Annotated in this window: 15 protein-coding genes; 7 read left to right on the forward strand and 8 right to left on the reverse strand. The window is 59.9% G+C overall.

Annotated features, from left to right (window positions below):
- Nucleotides 1-36: 36 nt before the first annotated feature.
- Nucleotides 37-2,241 (reverse strand): glucans biosynthesis glucosyltransferase MdoH, encoded by a 2,205-nt coding sequence (gene mdoH, locus A3OQ_RS0112110; RefSeq protein ID WP_020175655.1) that lies wholly within the window; start codon nucleotides 2,239-2,241, stop codon nucleotides 37-39.
- Nucleotides 2,229-3,803 carry an OpgD/OpgG family glucan biosynthesis protein gene (locus A3OQ_RS0112115; RefSeq protein WP_020175656.1) on the reverse strand — a complete coding sequence of 525 codons (1,575 nt, stop codon included), beginning with the start codon at nucleotides 3,801-3,803 and terminating at the stop codon, nucleotides 2,229-2,231. Before A3OQ_RS0112115 ends, mdoH begins: the two co-directional genes overlap by 13 nt.
- Nucleotides 3,804-4,036: 233 nt before the next feature.
- Between A3OQ_RS0112115 and glmU the strand changes: the two genes are divergently transcribed.
- From glmU to A3OQ_RS0112135, 4 genes are all read left to right on the forward strand, one after another.
- Nucleotides 4,037-5,395 (forward strand): bifunctional UDP-N-acetylglucosamine diphosphorylase/glucosamine-1-phosphate N-acetyltransferase GlmU, encoded by a 1,359-nt coding sequence (gene glmU / locus A3OQ_RS0112120; RefSeq protein WP_020175657.1) that lies wholly within the window; start codon nucleotides 4,037-4,039, stop codon nucleotides 5,393-5,395.
- 80 nt (nucleotides 5,396-5,475) lie between these two features.
- On the forward strand, nucleotides 5,476-7,302 hold the full coding sequence (gene glmS, locus A3OQ_RS0112125) for a glutamine--fructose-6-phosphate transaminase (isomerizing) (RefSeq protein ID WP_026595764.1): 1,827 nt from the start codon (nucleotides 5,476-5,478) through the stop codon (nucleotides 7,300-7,302).
- A gap of 118 nt (nucleotides 7,303-7,420) precedes the next feature.
- Nucleotides 7,421-7,708, forward strand: a complete 288-nt coding sequence (locus A3OQ_RS0112130; RefSeq protein ID WP_026595765.1) for a GIY-YIG nuclease family protein — start codon at nucleotides 7,421-7,423, stop codon at nucleotides 7,706-7,708.
- A gap of 115 nt (nucleotides 7,709-7,823) precedes the next feature.
- Nucleotides 7,824-8,402 (forward strand): gamma-glutamylcyclotransferase family protein, encoded by a 579-nt coding sequence (locus tag A3OQ_RS0112135; RefSeq protein WP_020175660.1) that lies wholly within the window; start codon nucleotides 7,824-7,826, stop codon nucleotides 8,400-8,402.
- A gap of 24 nt (nucleotides 8,403-8,426) precedes the next feature.
- On the opposite strand, the gene A3OQ_RS0112140 is transcribed toward A3OQ_RS0112135, so the two are convergent.
- Nucleotides 8,427-8,963, reverse strand: a complete 537-nt coding sequence (locus tag A3OQ_RS0112140) for a hypothetical protein (protein ID WP_020175661.1) — start codon at nucleotides 8,961-8,963, stop codon at nucleotides 8,427-8,429.
- 63 nt (nucleotides 8,964-9,026) lie between these two features.
- A complete protein-coding gene (locus A3OQ_RS0112145; protein WP_152428422.1) occupies nucleotides 9,027-9,737 on the reverse strand; it encodes a hypothetical protein in 711 nt (236 codons plus the stop codon).
- A 97-nt stretch (nucleotides 9,738-9,834) separates the two neighbouring features.
- Here A3OQ_RS0112145 and thiL point away from each other — a divergent pair, with 97 nt between their 5' ends.
- The 3 genes from thiL to thrS all read left to right on the forward strand — a co-directional run bounded on the left by thiL (nucleotide 9,835) and on the right by thrS (nucleotide 15,499).
- Nucleotides 9,835-10,830: a thiamine-phosphate kinase gene (gene thiL / locus A3OQ_RS0112150; RefSeq protein WP_020175663.1), complete on the forward strand. Its 996-nt coding sequence runs from the start codon at nucleotides 9,835-9,837 to the stop codon at nucleotides 10,828-10,830.
- A gap of 296 nt (nucleotides 10,831-11,126) precedes the next feature.
- Nucleotides 11,127-13,259: a sodium-translocating pyrophosphatase gene (locus tag A3OQ_RS0112155; protein ID WP_026595767.1), complete on the forward strand. Its 2,133-nt coding sequence runs from the start codon at nucleotides 11,127-11,129 to the stop codon at nucleotides 13,257-13,259.
- Nucleotides 13,260-13,561: 302 nt separating this feature from the next.
- Nucleotides 13,562-15,499 (forward strand): threonine--tRNA ligase, encoded by a 1,938-nt coding sequence (gene thrS, locus A3OQ_RS0112160; RefSeq protein ID WP_026595768.1) that lies wholly within the window; start codon nucleotides 13,562-13,564, stop codon nucleotides 15,497-15,499.
- Between the two features lie 43 nt (nucleotides 15,500-15,542).
- On the opposite strand, the gene A3OQ_RS0112165 is transcribed toward thrS, so the two are convergent.
- The 4 genes from A3OQ_RS0112165 to A3OQ_RS24085 form a co-directional block, all read right to left on the reverse strand.
- Nucleotides 15,543-15,773, reverse strand: coding sequence for a hypothetical protein (locus A3OQ_RS0112165; RefSeq protein WP_020175666.1), 231 nt, complete (start codon nucleotides 15,771-15,773; stop codon nucleotides 15,543-15,545).
- 140 nt (nucleotides 15,774-15,913) lie between these two features.
- Nucleotides 15,914-16,684 (reverse strand): COG4705 family protein, encoded by a 771-nt coding sequence (locus A3OQ_RS0112170; protein WP_020175667.1) that lies wholly within the window; start codon nucleotides 16,682-16,684, stop codon nucleotides 15,914-15,916.
- A 14-nt stretch (nucleotides 16,685-16,698) separates the two neighbouring features.
- Entirely contained in the window at nucleotides 16,699-18,255 is a 1,557-nt protein-coding gene (gene mctP / locus A3OQ_RS0112175) for a monocarboxylate uptake permease MctP (protein ID WP_020175668.1), read from the reverse strand.
- On the reverse strand, nucleotides 18,252-18,422 hold the full coding sequence (locus A3OQ_RS24085) for a DUF3311 domain-containing protein (protein ID WP_020175669.1): 171 nt from the start codon (nucleotides 18,420-18,422) through the stop codon (nucleotides 18,252-18,254). The genes mctP and A3OQ_RS24085 overlap by 4 nt, the downstream gene beginning before the upstream one ends.
- Nucleotides 18,423-18,564: the final 142 nt, after the last annotated feature.

Here is an 18,564-nt window from a genome sequence, read left to right on the forward strand (position 1 = left end):
CTATTATAATCTTGAAAGGTCAGGACTTTGCCTGCGTCAGGCCGCCTCGGCCTTCTCGGCGCGCGGGTCGGTGAGCAGGCTCAGGCGCTCGATCAGGACCTTGTCGAGAAGCGTCGCCATGCGCTCCTTCGGATTGAGCCAGCTCAGGGCTTCGTCGAGATTTTCGGCGTCGGTGAGTTTGGCTTCGGCGAGTGCCCATTCCGGTGTGATCTCGCCGCGCTTGCGGCGGCGGCGCGGCGGCAGAAAGGCTTCGTGCAGAAGCCTGAAATGCGCGTCGTCGTGCAATGCGCGCAGCCCGTCGGGGATTTCGGCGTGAACGCCGAGCTCCTCGGCAAGCGCATTCGCCCGGACGACCACGGGCGGCTTGACGCTTTCCTCGGGCGTCAGCAGCAGCCCCAGGCGGCGCAAGGCGACGCCAGGGCCGAGAAGGCCGGTCACCCAGGAAATGAAGATCGCGAGGATGAGTCCGGCGATCGTAGGCGACATCCAGGCAACGAGCGACGGAGAGATCAAGAGGCCCGCAATCAGGCTCAAAACGCCCAAGGCCACATGCGAGCGGTGCCGCCGCACGATGGCCTTGAAGGGGATCGATCCGTCGTCGCGCCGCTGCGGGTCCCAGCCCGTGTCGAAGCCAAAGAGGAAATGCGCGACATGGCCGGTCTGGATCAGCATCATGATGGGCGCCAGCAAGGCCGACATGATGATCTCGAAGACCGCCGAAATGATCAGGCGAATGGGGCCACCGCTGCCGCGCCGCGTTTGGCCTTGCCAGAGCGCGAGCAAAAGGCCGAAGACCTTGGGCAACAGAAGGATGACCATGGTCGTCGCGAAAAGTTCGAGCGACTTTTCCGCATCGAAGCGCGGCCAGGCCGGAAACAAAGTGAAGTCGTTTGAAAAATATTCGGGCCTTATGTAGCTCGCCTGAAAGACGAGCACGATACCGACGATGAGCTGCAGCATCCAGGAGGGCGAGGTCAGATAGCCCATGATCCCGGTGATGAAATGCTGCCGCGAGGCCCAGTGCAGCCCGGCGGCTGGCAGGACCCGCAAATGCTGCAGATTGCCTTGGCACCAGCGCCGGTCGCGGGCCGAAAGATCGATGAGCGAGGGCGGGCTTTCCTCGTAACTGCCGCCGAGATCGGGCAGCATATAGACCGCGTAGCCGGCACGCCGGATCAAGGCCGCTTCGACGAAATCATGACTGAGGATATGGCCGCCGAAGGGCGGGCGTCCGCGCAAGAGCGGCAGGCCGCAATGATCGGCGAAGACCTTGGTGCGCAGGATCGCATTATGGCCCCAATAATTGCCGTCGCGGCCCATCCATGCCGAGAGGCCCGCCGCGATCACGGGGCCGTAGATGCGCGCCGCGAATTGCTGAACGCGGGCAAACAGCGTGTTGCGATTGATGATGAGCGGCAGCGTCTGAATGATGCCGGCATCGGGATCGCTCTCCATGGTCGCGGCCAAGGTGACGATCGCATGCCCGGTCATGATGCTGTCGGCATCGAGCACGACCATCTGCGGATAGGCGCCGCCCCAGGAGGTGACGAAATCGCCGATGTTGCCGGCTTTGCGGGCAATGTTCTTCGGACGGTGCCGGTAGAAGACGCGGGCGGTCGGGCCGAGTCTCCGGCGCATCGCGATAAAGGCTTGTTCCTCTGCGATGAAAATATCCGGGTCGGTCGTATCCGACAGCAGGAACCAATCGAAAGCCGCGCCCAAGCCCGTTGCCTGCACGTCCTCGTAGATCGCCTGCAGGGTGCCGAAGACGCGGGCCGGCGCCTCATTATAGATCGGCATGACGACGGCCGTCTTCTCGGTGAGCGCCGCGGGCAGGGCAGCCGGTTTCGGCGAGCGGAACAAAAGCCCGAAAAATCCAACCAGGGAGCTCGTGCAGGCAAGCGCGATCCAGGAAAAATTGATGACGAAGAGAAAGACGAGCGCCCATTCGAGCGGCGTCACGCCGCCGACGGCGACGACTTCATACATTTGCTGGGTGCCGTAGACGGTGAGCGCCAAAGCGCCGCCGAAGGTGATCAGACGCGCCATAACCGTCCCGAAGTTCACCCAGCGGCGGCTGGCCTTATGGCACTGCGATGTATCGAAATGATAGAGGCTCTGGACCGGCATGGCGAGCGGCGCTTCGGGCGGCATCGGAGACGCGATGTCGATGGGTTGGCTGCGGTCGTCCCATTTGGGGCCGAGGCCATCGTCGCTGCGCAGATCCGTTAGGGCGTCCATCGATAGAGCCATGTCTCGCTTACTGGTTTACCTGATGCCTCGAGAACGAGGCGTATTTCGCACGAAGTCTCGCTACCTGGATCGAATTCGAACAAGACCCGGAAAACCTTAAAATCCCTGTAGCGGAAAGTCCGGATCAATGTGATCGTTCCCGGCTGGATGCTCAAGCTCGGTTTTATATCCTGGCCCTGAATTTGATCGGCAAGAATGTCGCCCGTGAATTCGACAATGAAACGCCGCCGACGCTGAGCGAGACCGCGGCCGGAATAGGATCCGGTGGCGACGGCCAAGGACGGGCGTTCGGGAGGGCTCCAACACCAAAACTGCCGATAGGCGAAAGAAGTTTCGCTGCCTGCCGCCAAAGTTTGTTTGGGCCGCCAATAGGTGATGATGTTGTCATTGGCTTCGGTCTCGGTCGGAATTTCGAGGAGCTGCATACCGCCCGAACTCCAGTCGCCGATCGGCTCGATCCATAGCGAGGGACGTTGCTCCCAATGCTGGTCGTCATCCTGGTACCGCTCGAAATCGCGGTCGCGTTGCAGGAGGCCGAAGCCGCGCGGCTTGTCGTCGACGAAGGTCGATATTTGCAAGGTCTCCCGATTGGCGACCGGCCGCCAAATCCATTCGCCGGTCCCAGTCAGCATTTGCAAGCCGCCGACCTCGCTGACATTGGGCCGCAGATCATCCGACCGGCGCCGGTCGATCGAGCCTAAAAGATGCGTGGCGCTCATCGTGGCGAGACCGAAATGGTCGACCACCGTGCGCGCGAACAAGGTGCATTCGGTGTCGATGATCGTCGCCTCGCCCGGCCTTACGGTAAAGCGGTAGGAGCCGGTCAGGCTCTCCGAATCGATGATCGCGTGGATGACAATTGCATCGACAGCCAGCGCCGGGCGTTCGATCCAGACCGCGCGAAACGCCGGAAATTCTTCGCCGCGCGGATCGCCCGTCTTGATCGACAGCGCCCTTGCCATTGTGCCTGGATTTTGCCCGCGCGCCATGGCCCGGAAGAAACTGGCGCCCTGGAAGACGGCGATCTCGGAAAATGCATCCGTTCCCTGGGCCGCCTCGACCTTGAAGCCCGAGAATCCCATATCGCCGAGATTGGGCGGGACGGCGAGCTTGCCGAAATCATACAGATTCTGATCATAGATAACGCGGCGCGACTGACCCTGGGCAACGAGATTGATCGTCATGGGCGTCGAAAAAATAAAACCCCGGTGCAAGGGCACCAGCGCGAAGCCGACATTCTCCGCTGCCCAGATCTTCGCGGACGGTTTGCTGCGAATGGTCACATATTGTTCGTAAGTGAGGCCGCGCAAGGACTCGGGCAGGTCGCTGCTCGCCGCCTTAAACGGCTGTTTTGACAGATTTCTGGCTGTTTCCGTGACCAGCCCGGCCTCGAAAGGGGTAGGGTCTGACAAAGCGAAGCTTTGAGCCGGCTCTTGGGCCAAGGCTGGGGATGCGCCGAAGCCGGCGAGGCCCGACGCGTCCAAGCGCGCAGCCTGCTGCACCGCTAGGCTGCCGAGAGCGAATTTGAGTACGTCCCGACGCTCGAACATAACCTAACCGGCGGACCTGGGCTGTACCGCTTTACTATATGATTTGACGGAAGTTCAGATGACAATCGGTCGCAAAACCGAGGGGTATTTTCGCGCCATGCCATCTGAGAAGGGTTTATTTTATCTATAACCTAATTTTGGCCGCGACGGGATGTGTTTTCACTCATTAGATAAGCTTTCACCACATGATCATGGCGAAAGCCCGGCCGTAACCACGAGGACCGCGACTATTCATGAATTCTGAGCCGACGTCGAAACGAACATGCCTCGCCGTGGTCCTCGCGGCAGGCGAAGGCACGCGCATGAAGTCGTCGAAGCCGAAAGTGCTGCATGCGCTCGCGGGACGCTCCATGCTGGCGCATGTGCTCGCGGCGCTCGCGGCGGCCGAGGTCGATCACGTCGCGGTGGTGGTCGGCCCAGGGCATGAGGCGGTCGAGGCCGAGGTGCAAAAACTGAAGCCCGGAGCGGAAATTTTCCTGCAAACCGAGCGCCGCGGGACAGCGCATGCGGTCTTGGCGGCGCGGCAGGCGATCGCCCGCGGCTATGACGATCTCCTCGTCGTCTTTGCTGACACGCCGCTGGTGCGCGGCGAGACTTTTCTGGCGATGCGCCGGGCGCTGGCCGATTACCACGCTGCCGTCGTCGTGCTCGGCTTCGAGCCGGAGGATCCGACGGGCTACGGACGGCTGATCCGCGAGAATGGTGAACTCGTCGCGATCCGCGAGGAAAAGGACGCGAGCGAGGAAGAGCGCGAGATCGGCCTTTGCAACGCCGGCCTCATGGCCTTCGGCGGGCATGGCGCCTTGAAGCTTCTCGACGCTATCGGCAATACCAATGCCAAGAATGAATATTACCTGACCGATGCCGTTGCCGTCGCAAGGGCGCATGGCGTCCTGGCCGCCGTTTTCGACGTGCCGGCCGACGAAGTCCTCGGCGTCAATGATCGCTTCCAGCTCTCGGTGGCCGAATCCTACCTGCAGGAACGTCTGCGCCTCGCAGCTATGCAAGCCGGCGTGACGATGCGTGAACCGACGAGCGTTTATTTCTCTTTCGATACGGTGCTTGGCCGCGACGTCACCATCGAGCCGCATGTCGTTTTCGGACCGGGCGTCACCGTTGCCGAGGGGGCTTCAATCCTGGCCTTTTCGCATCTCGAAGGGGCGAGCGTCGGGCCGAATGCCATCGTCGGTCCCTTTGCGCGGCTGCGTCCGGGCGCCGTGCTGCATGAGAATGTGCACGTCGGCAATTTCGTCGAGGTGAAGGCCGCCGTCCTCGAAGCGGGCGTGAAGGCCAATCATCTGAGCTATATCGGTGACGCCAAAATCGGCGCCAGGAGCAATATTGGTGCAGGAACAATCACCTGCAATTATAATGGGTTCTCGAAGTTTTTTACGGAAGTGGGTGAGGATGCCTTCGTCGGCGTCCACTCGGCTCTGGTGGCGCCGGTGAAGATCGGCGCCGGCGCCTATATCGGAACGGGTTCCGTCATTACGCAGGATGTCCCGGCCGATGCGCTGGCGCTTGCGCGCGTACACCAGATCGAAAAGCCCGGATGGGCGGCGGCGTTTCGCGCCAAGAACAAGAAGAGCTGAAGCATGACCCCAAAAAGTTGCCGGCTTTTTGGACGAGATCATGCGTAAACATCGTCGAACTCCAAACCGAAAGACATGCGATGTGCGGAATTGTCGGCATTCTCGGGCGGGGGCCGGTTGCGAGCGGGCTTCTCGAAGCCCTGAAGCGGCTCGAATATCGCGGCTATGATTCAGCCGGCATCGCCACACTCGAAGGCGGCAAGCTGACGCGCCGCCGGGCCGAAGGCAAGCTCAAGAATCTGGAGGCGCTGCTCGCCAAGGAGCCTCTGCTCGGGCCGATCGGCATCGGCCATACCCGCTGGGCGACGCATGGCCGCCCGACCGAGAATAACGCGCATCCGCACGCGACCGACAAAGTCGCGGTCGTGCATAATGGCATTATCGAGAATTTCCGCGAATTGCGGGAGGAATTGCGGGCCAAGGGCCATAAATTCGTCACCGAAACTGACACGGAAGTCATCGCCCATCTGATCACCGATGCGATGCAGAACGGCATGAAGCCGGTCGAGGCGGTGGCCGAGAGCCTGCCGCGCCTCAAAGGCGCCTTCGCGCTGGCTCTGCTCTTTAACGGCGAAGAGGATCTTCTGATCGGCGCCCGGCAAGGCGCACCGCTCGCAGTCGGCTACGGCGATGGCGAAATCTATCTTGGCTCCGACGCGCTGGCGCTGGCGCCTTTCACCGACACGCTGACCTATCTCGAAGATGGCGATTTCGTCGTGCTGACGCGCCATTCGGCGGAGTTCCGCGATGCGCGCGGGCTGCCGGTCGAGCGGCGCAAGATCAAGACTTTGGCCTCGGCCTTCATGGTCGATAAGGGCAATTACCGCCACTTCATGGCGAAGGAAATCCACGAACAGCCGGAAGTCGTGGCGCGCACGCTGGCGCATTATCTCGATATGTCTGCCGGCCGCGTCGCCTTGCCGTTCGACTTGCCGGTCGATGCGAAAAAGCTGCAGCGCCTGACGATTGCCGGCTGCGGCACCGCCTATTTCGCCGCGCTCACCGCCAAATATTGGTTCGAGCGTTTCGCGCGGCTCGCCGTCGATGTCGAGATCGGCTCGGAGTTCCGTTATCGCGACGTGCCGCTCGAAGAGGGCGGCCTGACGATCGTCGTCTCGCAATCGGGCGAGACGGCCGATACGCTTGCCTCGCTGCGCATGGCGAAAGCCTGCGGGCAAAAGACGATCGCAGTCTGCAATGTCGCGACCTCCACCATGGCGCGCGAGGCCGATGTCGCGGCGGCAACGCTGGCGGGCCCCGAGATCGGTGTCGCCTCCACCAAGGCCTTTACCTGTCAGCTCGCCGTGCTGGCCGCGCTCGCGCTCGCTTTCGGACGCGCGCGCGGCACGTTGGACGAGGTGAATGAGGCGCGGCTCGTCTCGGAGCTGATGGCGCTGCCCGGCTTCATGGCGGAAGTGCTGAAACATGAAATGCTGGTCGAAAAGCTCGCACATGACCTCTCTAAGGTCCGCGATATTCTCTATCTCGGCCGCGGCACATCCTATCCTTTGGCGCTCGAAGGCGCGTTGAAGCTGAAAGAGCTCTCCTATGTCCATGCCGAAGGCTATGCGGCGGGCGAATTGAAACATGGGCCGATCGCGCTGATCGACGAAGACATGCCGGTGATCATCCTGGCGCCGACCGATGCCGTGCTCGACAAGACGATTTCCAATATGCAGGAGGTCGCGGCGCGAGGCGGGCGGCTGATCCTGATCTGCGATCCGCGTCAGGCGCAGGATTTTGCGAGAGACGCCGAGGCGGTAATCGTGATGCCGCTGATGCCACCCGATTTCGCCGCGCTCGTCTATGCGATCCCGGTCCAGCTCATCGCCTATCATACGGCGGTGCTTTTGGGGAAAGACGCCGATCAGCCGCGCAATCTCGCAAAGAGCGTGACGGTGGAATAGCATTCTCCGCCGTCATTGCGAGCGCAGCGAAGCAATCCAGAGCTCTAGGCCTTTGCTTTCTGGATTGCTTCGTCGCTGGACGCTCCTCGCAATGACGGTTGCAGGATCGGAGCGACGCCTGAGACAGCCTTGCGTTTACATTATGGCGAGCCAACGCAACGGCACGCTCTATACTGGCGTCACAGCCAACCTGTCGCGGCGAGCATTCGAGCATCGCGAAGGCTTGGTCAAAGGATTCACAAGCGCCTACGACTGTAAGAGGTTTGTCTGGTATGAATATTACGATTTGATGATCGATGCGATTGCGCGCGAGAAGCAGATCAAGGGTGGCAGCCGCGCCAAAAAGCTGGCGCTGATTGAAAGTTTCAACCCGGAATGGAACGATCTTTACGACTCATTGGCATAAGGGCTTCGTCATTGCACTGTCGTCATTGCGAGCGAAGCGAAGCAATCCAGAGGGCGGGACTGGATTGCTTCGTCGCTTCGCTCCTCGCAATGACGGGTGAAACGAGCATTTTTCGATGATTGTTCGGATCGCAACTTTAGTCAGAACAAGATGGCGCAGGCTGACGGCGAATTCCTGGACGCTGTCGCGCTGGTATTATCGGCATCATAAGATCGAACTTTCGGGCCGCCCTCACCATACGGTCTGGTATTTCGCCTATGGCTCGAACATGCATGAGAGCGCCTTTATCGAGCGGCGCGGCATGCGGCCGATCGAGCGGCGGCCAGGGCGCGTCAAGGGCTATCGGCTGAGATTCAATCTCGACGGCAGGCCGAAGGGCAAAGCCGCGCCGGCCAACATCTGCGCCGATCCCGAGGCGGAAGTCTGGGGCGTGCTTTATCGCATCACCGGCCGCGAGATGCTGCGCCTCAATCTATCGGAAGGGGTCCCCGGCAAGCGCTACCGGCCCGTGTGGCTCAACGCGGAAGATGGCGATGGCGGCGAGATCGCAGCCTTCACCTATGTCGCCGAGGGCAATGAGGCCGACGGCCGCCCGTCGCTGCGCTACATCACGCTCTTGCGCGAGGGGGCGCAGGCGCATGGACTGCCCGACGCATGGGTGGCGCATTTGCACAGCGTTGAGCATGCGGAGTGACCAAAAAAGCTCAAAATATGATATTCAATGAGGGGAGGAAACAGAGCTCACGTAGTTCGTAGTCTCGGTTGATCCCGAAAACAAATTCCCTAAGGGGATCGCTGATAGGTCGACATTAGATATGTCCATCATGGAATACTCAGGAGCACGCATGGGCAGCCATCGTTGCAATTCATCGCTTATCCATCGAAGATAAGCATCACGATCCGCACCCTGAATCTTGTCGGTATCTATTTCTGTGCGATTATCCATTAGATGCGATAATTGATTGTTCAGTTTCTGTATCATTCCCGCAGGAGCTTTACCGGGGATATATTCAGGGGTCGCGAAATCAGACGCTGAGTTCGTTCTTGTTTGGATGAAGAATTCGGCAAGCACACGGGTATGCAGACAGAAGTTCTCCTTCATCGCATTTAGAGCATCTTGCCGCTGCAGATGGGAAGCTCCAGCTTTTTCGAGCAGGTCATCGATTTTCATTATCAAGGCGTAAGATCCATTTAGCATGCAAATCTCATAATTGAGATGGTGTTGAATCTTGTCGATTGTGTATTTTGTCGCCATTGCACCTCGCCATTCTGAGTTTGAGCTACCGCTGCATACAGTGGGAGTTGCGCTTGCTGCGCCTTAGTTTTTAACTCCAAGTTCTTCCAGCAGCGCGTCGTTGTCTGCGATCAGCGCGGGAAGGCCATCAATCGCATCGGTCGAAGGTAAAAATCCACCATGCTGCTTTTGTACGGCGAGCAGCAAATCAATAGCGATGAGCCCAGCTTGTGCGCATTGATAGAGGTCGGCCTTGATCCATTTCTCGTCCTCAAAGTCGAAAAAACTCGTGTGAATTTCTGCTCGCGTCCCGGGCACATAATTAAAGTTATGTTGGCTATTAAAAATGTTCGCGTGAGCTGATTGGTCGTTGATCTGATTCTTAATTTGTTGGATCATTTTCGAGTGTTCTTTATATGCGTCGTCGATCCATTTGTAGGCTTTTAAAGATGCTTTTTGCGCTTCGGGCTGTTTGCTACCTTCGTAATTGAAATAAATTTCGGTGTTCTGATGGGTTAGCGCATAGGCAGCATTGACGGTTGATTCCAAAAAATAGCGCAGGTCCATTTTTGCCTGAATTCGATGAAGCCGCACCGTCGATATCAGTGATAGTGAGTGATACTTTTTCAATTGAGACAGGAAACGGATGAATATTTCGCAGTCTGTAACTGGCCACATCATGATATTTGATAGAAGAATTGTCGTGTTGTAAGCATTTACGTAGAAATTCCCGTACCGCTGCTCAGCCTCGATCACCCTTTCATGTTCTTGCATAGAGTAGATGGTGAGGCTCATTGGCTTTATTGCCGGGTTAATGGCTAAACTGCGATCTCGCGAAGTTCGTCGATCATGGCGCTAATAGCAAGCCATTCATGGCTGACATAGACACATCATGCCACGCCTCTCCGAAGACGCATTGATCGCGACGATCTTTGCCCCGCTGGCAGGGCCGGGCGCGTTGCGGCTCGAAGACGATGCCGCGCTGCTCAAAGTCGCGGCGGGCGACGAGCTTGTCCTCACCAAGGATATGCTTGTCGCGGGCGTGCATTTCTTTGCCGACGATCCGCCGGATATGATCGCCCGCAAGGCGCTGCGGGTGAATCTCTCCGATCTGGCCGCGAAAGGCGCCGAGCCGCGCGGCTTTCTGCTGGGCCTCGGCCTGCCGGGCGATTGGCAGGAGGATTGGCTGAAGGCTTTCGCCGCGGGCCTGGGCGCGGATGCCGGCACTTTCGCCATTCCGCTGCTTGGCGGTGACACGGTACGCACGCCCGGGCCTTTGACCCTCTCGATCACGGCGATGGGCACAGTGCCCGAAGGTAAGATGATCCCGCGCGGCGGTGCCAAGGCAGGCGATCATCTCTTCGTGACCGGCACGATCGGCGACGCGGCGCTTGGCCTCAAATTGCGCCAGAACGCGGAAAGCAACCGGCCCTGGATCGGCGGGCTCGACGAGACCCAGGCGGCTTATCTTCGCGACCGCTATCTCCTGCCGCAACCGCGGGTGGGACTTCGGCAAGCCCTACGCGCCTACGCCCACGCGGCCATGGATATTTCCGATGGTTTTGCCGGGGATCTCGCCAAAATGCTGCGGCTCGCGGGTCTGACAATCGAAATCGGCGCGGGGCAGGTGCCCTTGTCGGAGGCGGCCCGAGCGGCACTCGCCGCCGAGCCGCAATGCCTTTCCACAATCCTGACGGGTGGCGACGATTACGAGATCCTCTGCGCCGTCCCGCCCGAAGAAAAGGCAGGCTTTGCCGCGTCTGCCGCGGCGGCGGGCATCAAGGTGCAGGAGATCGGCATGTGCACGCCTGGGCGCGAGCCGGTCCGCATCCGGGACGCCAAGGGCGAATTGCTGTCTTTCGAGGCAGGCTCCTACCAGCATTTTTAGCGCCGATTCTATGAATATCTTGGGAGCCGACCGATCCCTCATCCTGAGGAGCTTGCGAAGCAAGCGTCTCGAAGGACGAGAGATCGGCATGTTTCTGTAGAAAAATCCTCGTCCTTCGAGACGGGTCCTCCGGACCCTCCTCAGGATGAGGATTTTCAAGCTGCATGTGGGTGGGGCCTGGTTCTGAGAGGTAGCCGCTCCAACTTGCGGGTGATTGCGAAGCGCTCCGCTTTCTGCCACATGTTGCGCGCCCAATGCGGCAATAGGTCACAAAAACAAGACACAGGGTGGAATCGATGATGGCACTTTGGCTGGTGATTGCGTGCGGACTCTTGTCGCTCGTCTATGGAATCGTCACGTCGTCCCAGCTTCTCGCGGCTGACGCGGGTTCGGCCCGCATGCGCGAAATCGCCGCCGCGATCGCCGAAGGCGCGCAAGCCTATTTGAAGCGCCAATATATCACCATCGCCCTTGTCGGCGTCGTGATCTTCATCATCCTCGGCTTTCTCTTGTCGTGGACGGTCGCGATCGGTTTTCTGATCGGCGCTCTTTTGTCGGGCGCGGCAGGCTTCATCGGCATGAATGTCTCGGTGCGTGCCAATGTCCGCACCGCGCAGGCCGCCTCGCAATCCTTGGGCGCGGGCCTCGATATTTCCTTCAAGGCGGGTGCCGTCACCGGCATGCTGGTCGCCGGCCTCGCGCTGCTTGGCGTCTCGGTTTATTATTTGATCCTCACGGGTCCGCTCAAACATGCCGGCGATAGCCGCGAAGTCATTGACGCTCTGGTGGCACTCGGCTTCGGCGCCTCGCTGATCTCGATCTTCGCGCGTCTCGGCGGCGGCATTTTCACGAAGGGCGCGGACGTGGGCGCCGATCTCGTCGGCAAGGTCGAAGCGGGCATTCCGGAAGACGATCCGCGCAACCCGGCGACCATTGCCGATAATGTCGGCGACAATGTCGGCGATTGCGCCGGCATGGCGGCCGATCTCTTCGAGACCTATGTGGTGACAGTGGTCGCGACCATGGTGCTCGCCTCGATCTTCTTCAGCGGCCAAAGCGTGCTTGCCTCCGCCATGCTCTATCCGCTGGCGATCTGCGCCACCTGTATCGTGACCTCGATCATCGGCACCTTCTTCGTGAAGCTCGGCGCCAATAATTCGATCATGGGCGCGCTTTATAAAGGCCTGATCGCCACGGGCCTGCTGTCGGTTCTGGGCGTCGCCGTTGCGACGCAATTCACGGTCGGCTGGGGCGACATCGGCACGGTCGGGACTCAGGTCATCAATGGGACGAAGCTCTTCATCAGCGGGATGGTTGGCCTCGTGATCACCGGCTGCATCGTGGTCATTACCGAATATTATACCGGCACAGGCAAGCGTCCCGTGGTGTCGATCGCGCAAGCCTCCGTCACCGGCCACGGCACCAACGTGATCCAGGGCCTCGCGGTTTCGCTCGAATCGACCGCGCTGCCCGCGCTTGTCATCGTCGGTGGCATTATCGCGACCTATCAGCTCGCGGGCCTTTTCGGCACGGCCATCGCGGTGACGACCATGCTCGGCCTCGCCGGCATGATCGTCGCGCTCGATGCCTTCGGGCCGGTGACGGATAATGCCGGCGGCATCGCCGAAATGGCGGGCCTGCCGAAAGATGTGCGCCACGCGACCGATGCGCTCGACGCGGTCGGCAATACGACGAAAGCCGTCACCAAAGGCTATGCGATCGGCTCGGCTGGCCTCGGCGCGCTCGTGCTGTTCGCGGCCTACACCAACGACATCAAACATTTCGTCGATAGCGGCGTACCTTATTTCAAAAATGTCGGCGCGGTGAATTTCGAACTCTCCAACCCTTATGTCGTCGCGGGTCTCATCTTCGGCGGCATGATCCCCTATCTCTTCGGCGGCATTGCCATGACGGCCGTCGGCCGCGCGGCGGGTTCCGTCGTCGAGGAAGTGCGGCGGCAGTTCAAGGAAAAGCCCGGCATCATGCAGGGCCTGGACCGGCCCGATTACGGCCGCGCCGTCGACATGCTGACCAAGGCGGCGATCAAGGAAATGATCATTCCGTCGCTTCTGCCGGTGCTGGCGCCGCTCGTCGTCTATTTCGGCGTGCTGCTGATCTCGGGCTCGAAGGCGTCGGCCTTCGCGGCGCTCGGCGCCTCGCTGCTCGGCGTCATCGTCAACGGCCTGTTCGTGGCGATCTCGATGACGTCGGGCGGCGGCGCCTGGGACAATGCCAAGAAAAGCTTCGAGGACGGCTTCATCGATAAGGACGGCGTCAAGCACTATAAGGGCGGCGAGGCCCACAAAGCCTCCGTCACCGGCGATACGGTCGGCGATCCTTACAAGGATACGGCGGGACCTGCCGTGAACCCGGCCATCAAGATCACCAATATTGTCGCGCTGCTGCTCTTGGCCGTTTTGGCGCACTGACAAGCAAGAGATTCACGTGCTATAGGCGAAGCCGCCCGCTCTTCCCATATAGAGCGGGCTGGCTTTGCTATACGGCCTTCTTGCAGTTAAGGGTGACGCCCTCGTCCTTCGAGACGTTTGCTTCGCAAGCTCCTCAGGATGGGGGCTTTGAAAGGCCCTTGCCGAGGCCCTCGTGCTTCGAGACGGCGCCGAAAGGCGCCGTCTCGAAGCACGAGGGCGGTAGGAAGAAAAGTTGCCGCAGGCTACAATGAAACCCGAAGCTTACGCCGATGGTCTCGGCGAGTGAGCACAAGGAGACAGATATGATATCCGTGACCTTTCCGGACGGCGCGTCGCGCCCTTTCGAGCCTGGGATCAGCGGGTTCGAGATCGCCCAAAGCATCTCGCCCTCGCTTGCCAAGAAAACTCTTGCCATGGCGGTCGACGGCAAGCTGACCGATCTCACCGACAGACTTTCGAACGACGCCAAGGTCGAATTCGTGACCCGCGAGGACCCGCGTGGGCTCGAATTGATCCGCCACGATGCCGCGCATGTGATGGCCGAAGCGGTCCAATCGCTTTACCCCGGCACGCAGGTGACGATCGGCCCGGTGATCGAAAACGGCTTCTATTACGATTTCTATCGCGAGCAGCCTTTTACGCCGGAAGATTTCGCGGCCATCGAAAAGAAGATGGCGGAGATCGTCGCCAAGGATTCGCCTTTCACCAAGGAAATCTGGACGCGCGATCAGGCAAAATCCTGGTTCGAAAAACATGGCGAGGCCTTCAAGGTCGAGCTCGTCGATTCCATTCCGGGCGACGAGGATCTGAAGATCTATCGGCAGGGCGATTGGCTCGATCTCTGCCGCGGCCCGCATCTGCCGTCGACCGGCAAGGTCGGCACGGCCTTCAAGATCATGAAGGTTGCCGGTGCCTATTGGCGCGGCGATTCAACCAAGCCCATGCTCCAGCGCATCTATGCGACGGCCTTCGCCTCGCAGAAGGAACTCGACGCCTACCTGAAAATGCTCGAGGAGGCCGAGAAGCGCGACCATCGCCGCCTCGGCCGGGAGATGGATCTCTTCCATTTCCAGGAGGAGGGGCCGGGCACGGTCTTCTGGCATCCAAAAGGCTGGACGCTCTTCCAGACGCTCATCTCTTACATGCGGCGGCGTCAGCAGGCCGAAGGCTACGTCGAGGTCAATACCCCGCAAGTGCTCGACCGCGCTTTGTGGGAGACGTCCGGCCATTGGCAGACCTATCGCGAGAACATGTTCATCACCCAGACGGAGGATGAGCGCGTCTTCGCGTTGAAACCGATGAATTGCCCTGGCCATGTGCAGATCTTCAAGAACGGCTTGAAGTCCTATCGCGATCTGCCGTTGAAGATCGCCGAATTCGGTATCGTACATCGCTACGAGCCGTCGGGTGCGATCCACGGCATCATGCGCGTGCGCGCCTTCACGCAGGACGATGCGCATATTTTCTGCACCGAGGATCAGATCCGCGAAGAAGCGCTGAAGGTCAATGAACTCATCCTGTCGATCTATCAGGATTTCGGCTTTACCGATGTCGTCGTGAAACTTTCGACGCGGCCCGAGAAGCGCGTCGGCTCGGATGAGGCTTGGGATAAGGCCGAAGCTGCCTTGATGACGATCCTCGACGAGTTGAAAGCGCAAGGCTTGAAGACCGGCATCAATCCGGGCGAAGGCGCCTTCTATGGGCCGAAGCTCGAATATACGTTGCGCGACGCGATCGGCCGCGAATGGCAATGCGGCACGACCCAGGTCGATTTCAATCTGCCGGGCCGCTTCGGCGCCTTCTATATCGCGGCGAATAGCGAGAAGACGACGCCGGTCATGATTCATCGCGCCATGTTCGGCTCGCTCGAGCGCTTCACCGGCATTCTGATCGAGCATTATGCCGGTCATCTGCCGCTCTGGCTGTCGCCGGTGCAGGCGGTCGTCGCCACGATCACCAAAGAGGGTGACGATTATGCCTTCGAGGTGATGGCGGCGGCGCGCAAGCTCGGCCTCAAGGTCGAGGGCGATCTCTCGAACGAGAAGATCAACTATAAGGTGCGCGAGCACTCGCTTGCCAAGGTGCCGGTACTGCTCGTCGTCGGCAAGAAGGAGGCGGCGGAGCGTACGGTTTCGATCCGTCGGCTCGGCTCGCAGGAGCAGAAGACGATGGGCCTCGACGAGGCTTTGGCGGCGCTCGCCGAAGAGGCGCGCGCGCCTGATGTGGTGAGGGCTGGCTGAACGATCGTGAGGCGATCGCCGTTGTGCGGCGATCGCTTTGGTCTTACGCGAAGACGACTCCGCCCGATGGCGTGGCATAGACCCATTGCGCCGGCGTCGCGGCGCTTTTCAAAATATATTGCCAAGCGGCATTGTCGCTGCGCTCGACGATGATCTCGGTCCCCGGCCAATCTTTTGTGCGCGCTATATGGCCTGTGGGAATGCGGTAGACCGCATGGTTCGCCAGCTTCGCTATGCCGTCGGCGCTCATTTCGACCAATGTCGTTTGAACCATTTAACGCTCCTTCCGATTGGACTTTGCCCGCCATCATTGCGCCCGAGGATAGGGGACGCGAGAGGCTTCCTATAAATGAGCGTTTATAGCATGGATCGCGAGAGGGCGCCATAGGCCATTGGCGGCTTATGTCTCTTGGTTCAAGGCACGGCGGCCCCGGGATGAGATCCCGCCCTTTGCGATGTGACCAGAATGCAGCCGATCATAGCGATCATGATGACGAGCGAAGAAGTCAGGCGGCTGAGGTCGAGGCCGCCATTCTCATGCGGCTTGGTCAGGAGATCGCCGACCGCTGCACCGAGCGGACGGGTCAGAATGAAGGCCAGCCAGAACAGCAAAACATGGGATACCCTCGTGGTGAAATAGGCCGCCGCCACAAGAATAAGGGCGCCGCCGAACACCAGAGCCGCACCTTCATAACCGAGACCGGAATCGTCGGCGAGGAAATCGCCGAGCGCTGTCCCGAGTGTGTTCGAGAACAGGATCGTCAGCCAATAAAAACCCTCGGCCTTTCGGGTGGCAATGTCGGTCGCCGATACGGACCCGAGCGTGAAATGCCAAGCGGCGAGCACAATCACCACGAGCGCGAAGAGAATGAGCGATCCGCCGATATAGCCGACGCCGAGAGAGCGGTCTGCGAAATCCGCCATGGTCGTCCCAGCCGTGGTCGTCGCAACGATCACGGCCCAGTAGAGAAAGGAATGAAAGGACTTCGCGGCGATCTGTGCCGCGACCAGGACGACGAAGACAGAGAAGAAGATGACGGTGCTAAGGGCATAGCCTAATTGCATCGTCATGGAGACGGCATCGCCACCCGTCTCTCCTAGCGTGGTCGCAAGAATTTTAATGAGCCAGAAGGCGAGGGTGACTTCCGGAACTTTGCTGGCGTGAGCCGGAATATTATCCTTCATGCGCTTCTCGCCATTTATGTTAAGATCGTGATCTCGCCCAGCGGCGGATCTTCGTAGTCGGCGGCCTTCGTCTCGTCCGGCGCCGTGTTCGGCAGAAGCGCTGCGAGAACGGTGGCGACCGTGACATTGGCGGCAAGCGCCATCAGACCGTTATAGACCCCGATATCCGTGTCGAAGAGCTTGTGCACCGGCACCCAGGCCGTCGGTCCCCAGGCGAGCCATGTGCCAAGGATCATGCCCGCCGCCCAGCCGGTAAACAGGCTCCAGCCGGAAAACCAGCGCGTGAAGAGCCCCAAAATCACGGCCGGAAAAATCTGGATCATCCAGACGCCGCCGAGCAATTGCAGATCGAGTGCGAATTTTGTCGGCATGAACAAGATCACGGCCAGAGCCCCGACCTTGACGACGAGCGACATCAGTTTGGCGAGCGTTGCTTCCTGACGCGGGCCGATCGCCGGGTTGATGAAAGGTTTCCAGACATTGCGCGTGAACGTATTGGCCGCGCCGATCGACATCACGGCGGCCGGCACAAGCGCGCCTATAGCGATTGCTGCGAAGCAGAAACCAGCGAACCAGGACGGAAACATTTTCAGGAAGAGCTGCGGGACCGCGTCTTGAGGATTATCGACTTTGATGCCCGCCGCATGCGCCATGTAGCCCATCAGCGCAATGAAGCAGAGCAGGACCGAATAGGCGGGCAGAGCGATCGCATTCTTGCGGATCGTCGAGGCGCTCGACGCGCATAAGAGCCCGGTCATGGCATGCGGATACATGAAGAGCGCCATGGCCGAGCCTATGGCGAGCGTCGCATAGGGTGCCATCTGCTGAGGGCTGAGCAGGAGCCCGGCCGCGACCTTGCCGCCGGAAGCCGAGGCCTTCGCGTCGAGAATCGCGCCCGCTGCGTCGAAGATCGCCCCATAGCCGCCGAGCTTTGCCGGGATGACGATGATCGCGGCGATGACGAAAATATAGATCATGATGTCCTTCACGAAGGAGATCATGGCCGGCGCGCGCAACCCGCTCGTATAGGTGTAAAGTGCGAGAATAACGAAGGCGAGCGTCAGCGGCAGATGTGCGAGCCAGCCCTGGCCCTCGAAGCCGAGCGCCTGGATCACCTTCTCCATGCCGACGAGCTGCAGCGCGATGTAGGGCATGGTGGCGAGAAGGCCGGTGATGGCCACCGCGAGTTCCAGGCCGCGATGATTATAGCGCCCGAACACATAATCGGCCGCGGTCATATAATTCTTGCGATGCGCGACCGACCAGAGGCGTGGAAAGGTCAGATAGAGGAGGGGGTAGATCAAAACCGTATAGGGTATGGCGAAGAACCCATAGGAGCCGATCGCATAGACCACGGCCGGAACCGCGATGATCGTATAGGCGGTGTAAAGATCGCCGCCGATCAGAAACCAGGAGATCACCGGACCGAAGCGGCGTCCGCCGAGGCCCCATTCCGCGAGATCATTGAGGTCTGCGGTTTTCCAGCGCGCGGCGAAGAAACCAAGCACCGTGACGAGTCCAAAAAAGCCGATGAAGACGAGCGTCGCTGGCCAGTTGAGATGATCGATCATCGGCCGGCCTGCTTATGAAAGATGTAAATGGTGAGGCATGATGCCGGGATCAGCAGGATCTGAAACCAGTAGAAAAACGGAAAGCCGAAAAGCCGCGGCTCGATCAGATTATAGACGATCGGCAGCACCGCGAGCAGACAGGGGATGAGCAGGAGAAGAAATTTCATTGAGCGTATTTCGGTTGGGACATGATGAGAATGCCAGAGCGCAGCTTTGCTGGCAAAGCTGATCTCCGCAAGAGTGGTGGCAAGTGTTACGCCAAGATTTCAAGATTTAGCGGTGCCTGTAATCGGCGCACCGCTTACACTT

The sequence above is a fragment of the Methyloferula stellata AR4 genome (assembly GCF_000385335.1).
GTDB lineage: Bacteria > Pseudomonadota > Alphaproteobacteria > Rhizobiales > Beijerinckiaceae > Methyloferula > Methyloferula stellata.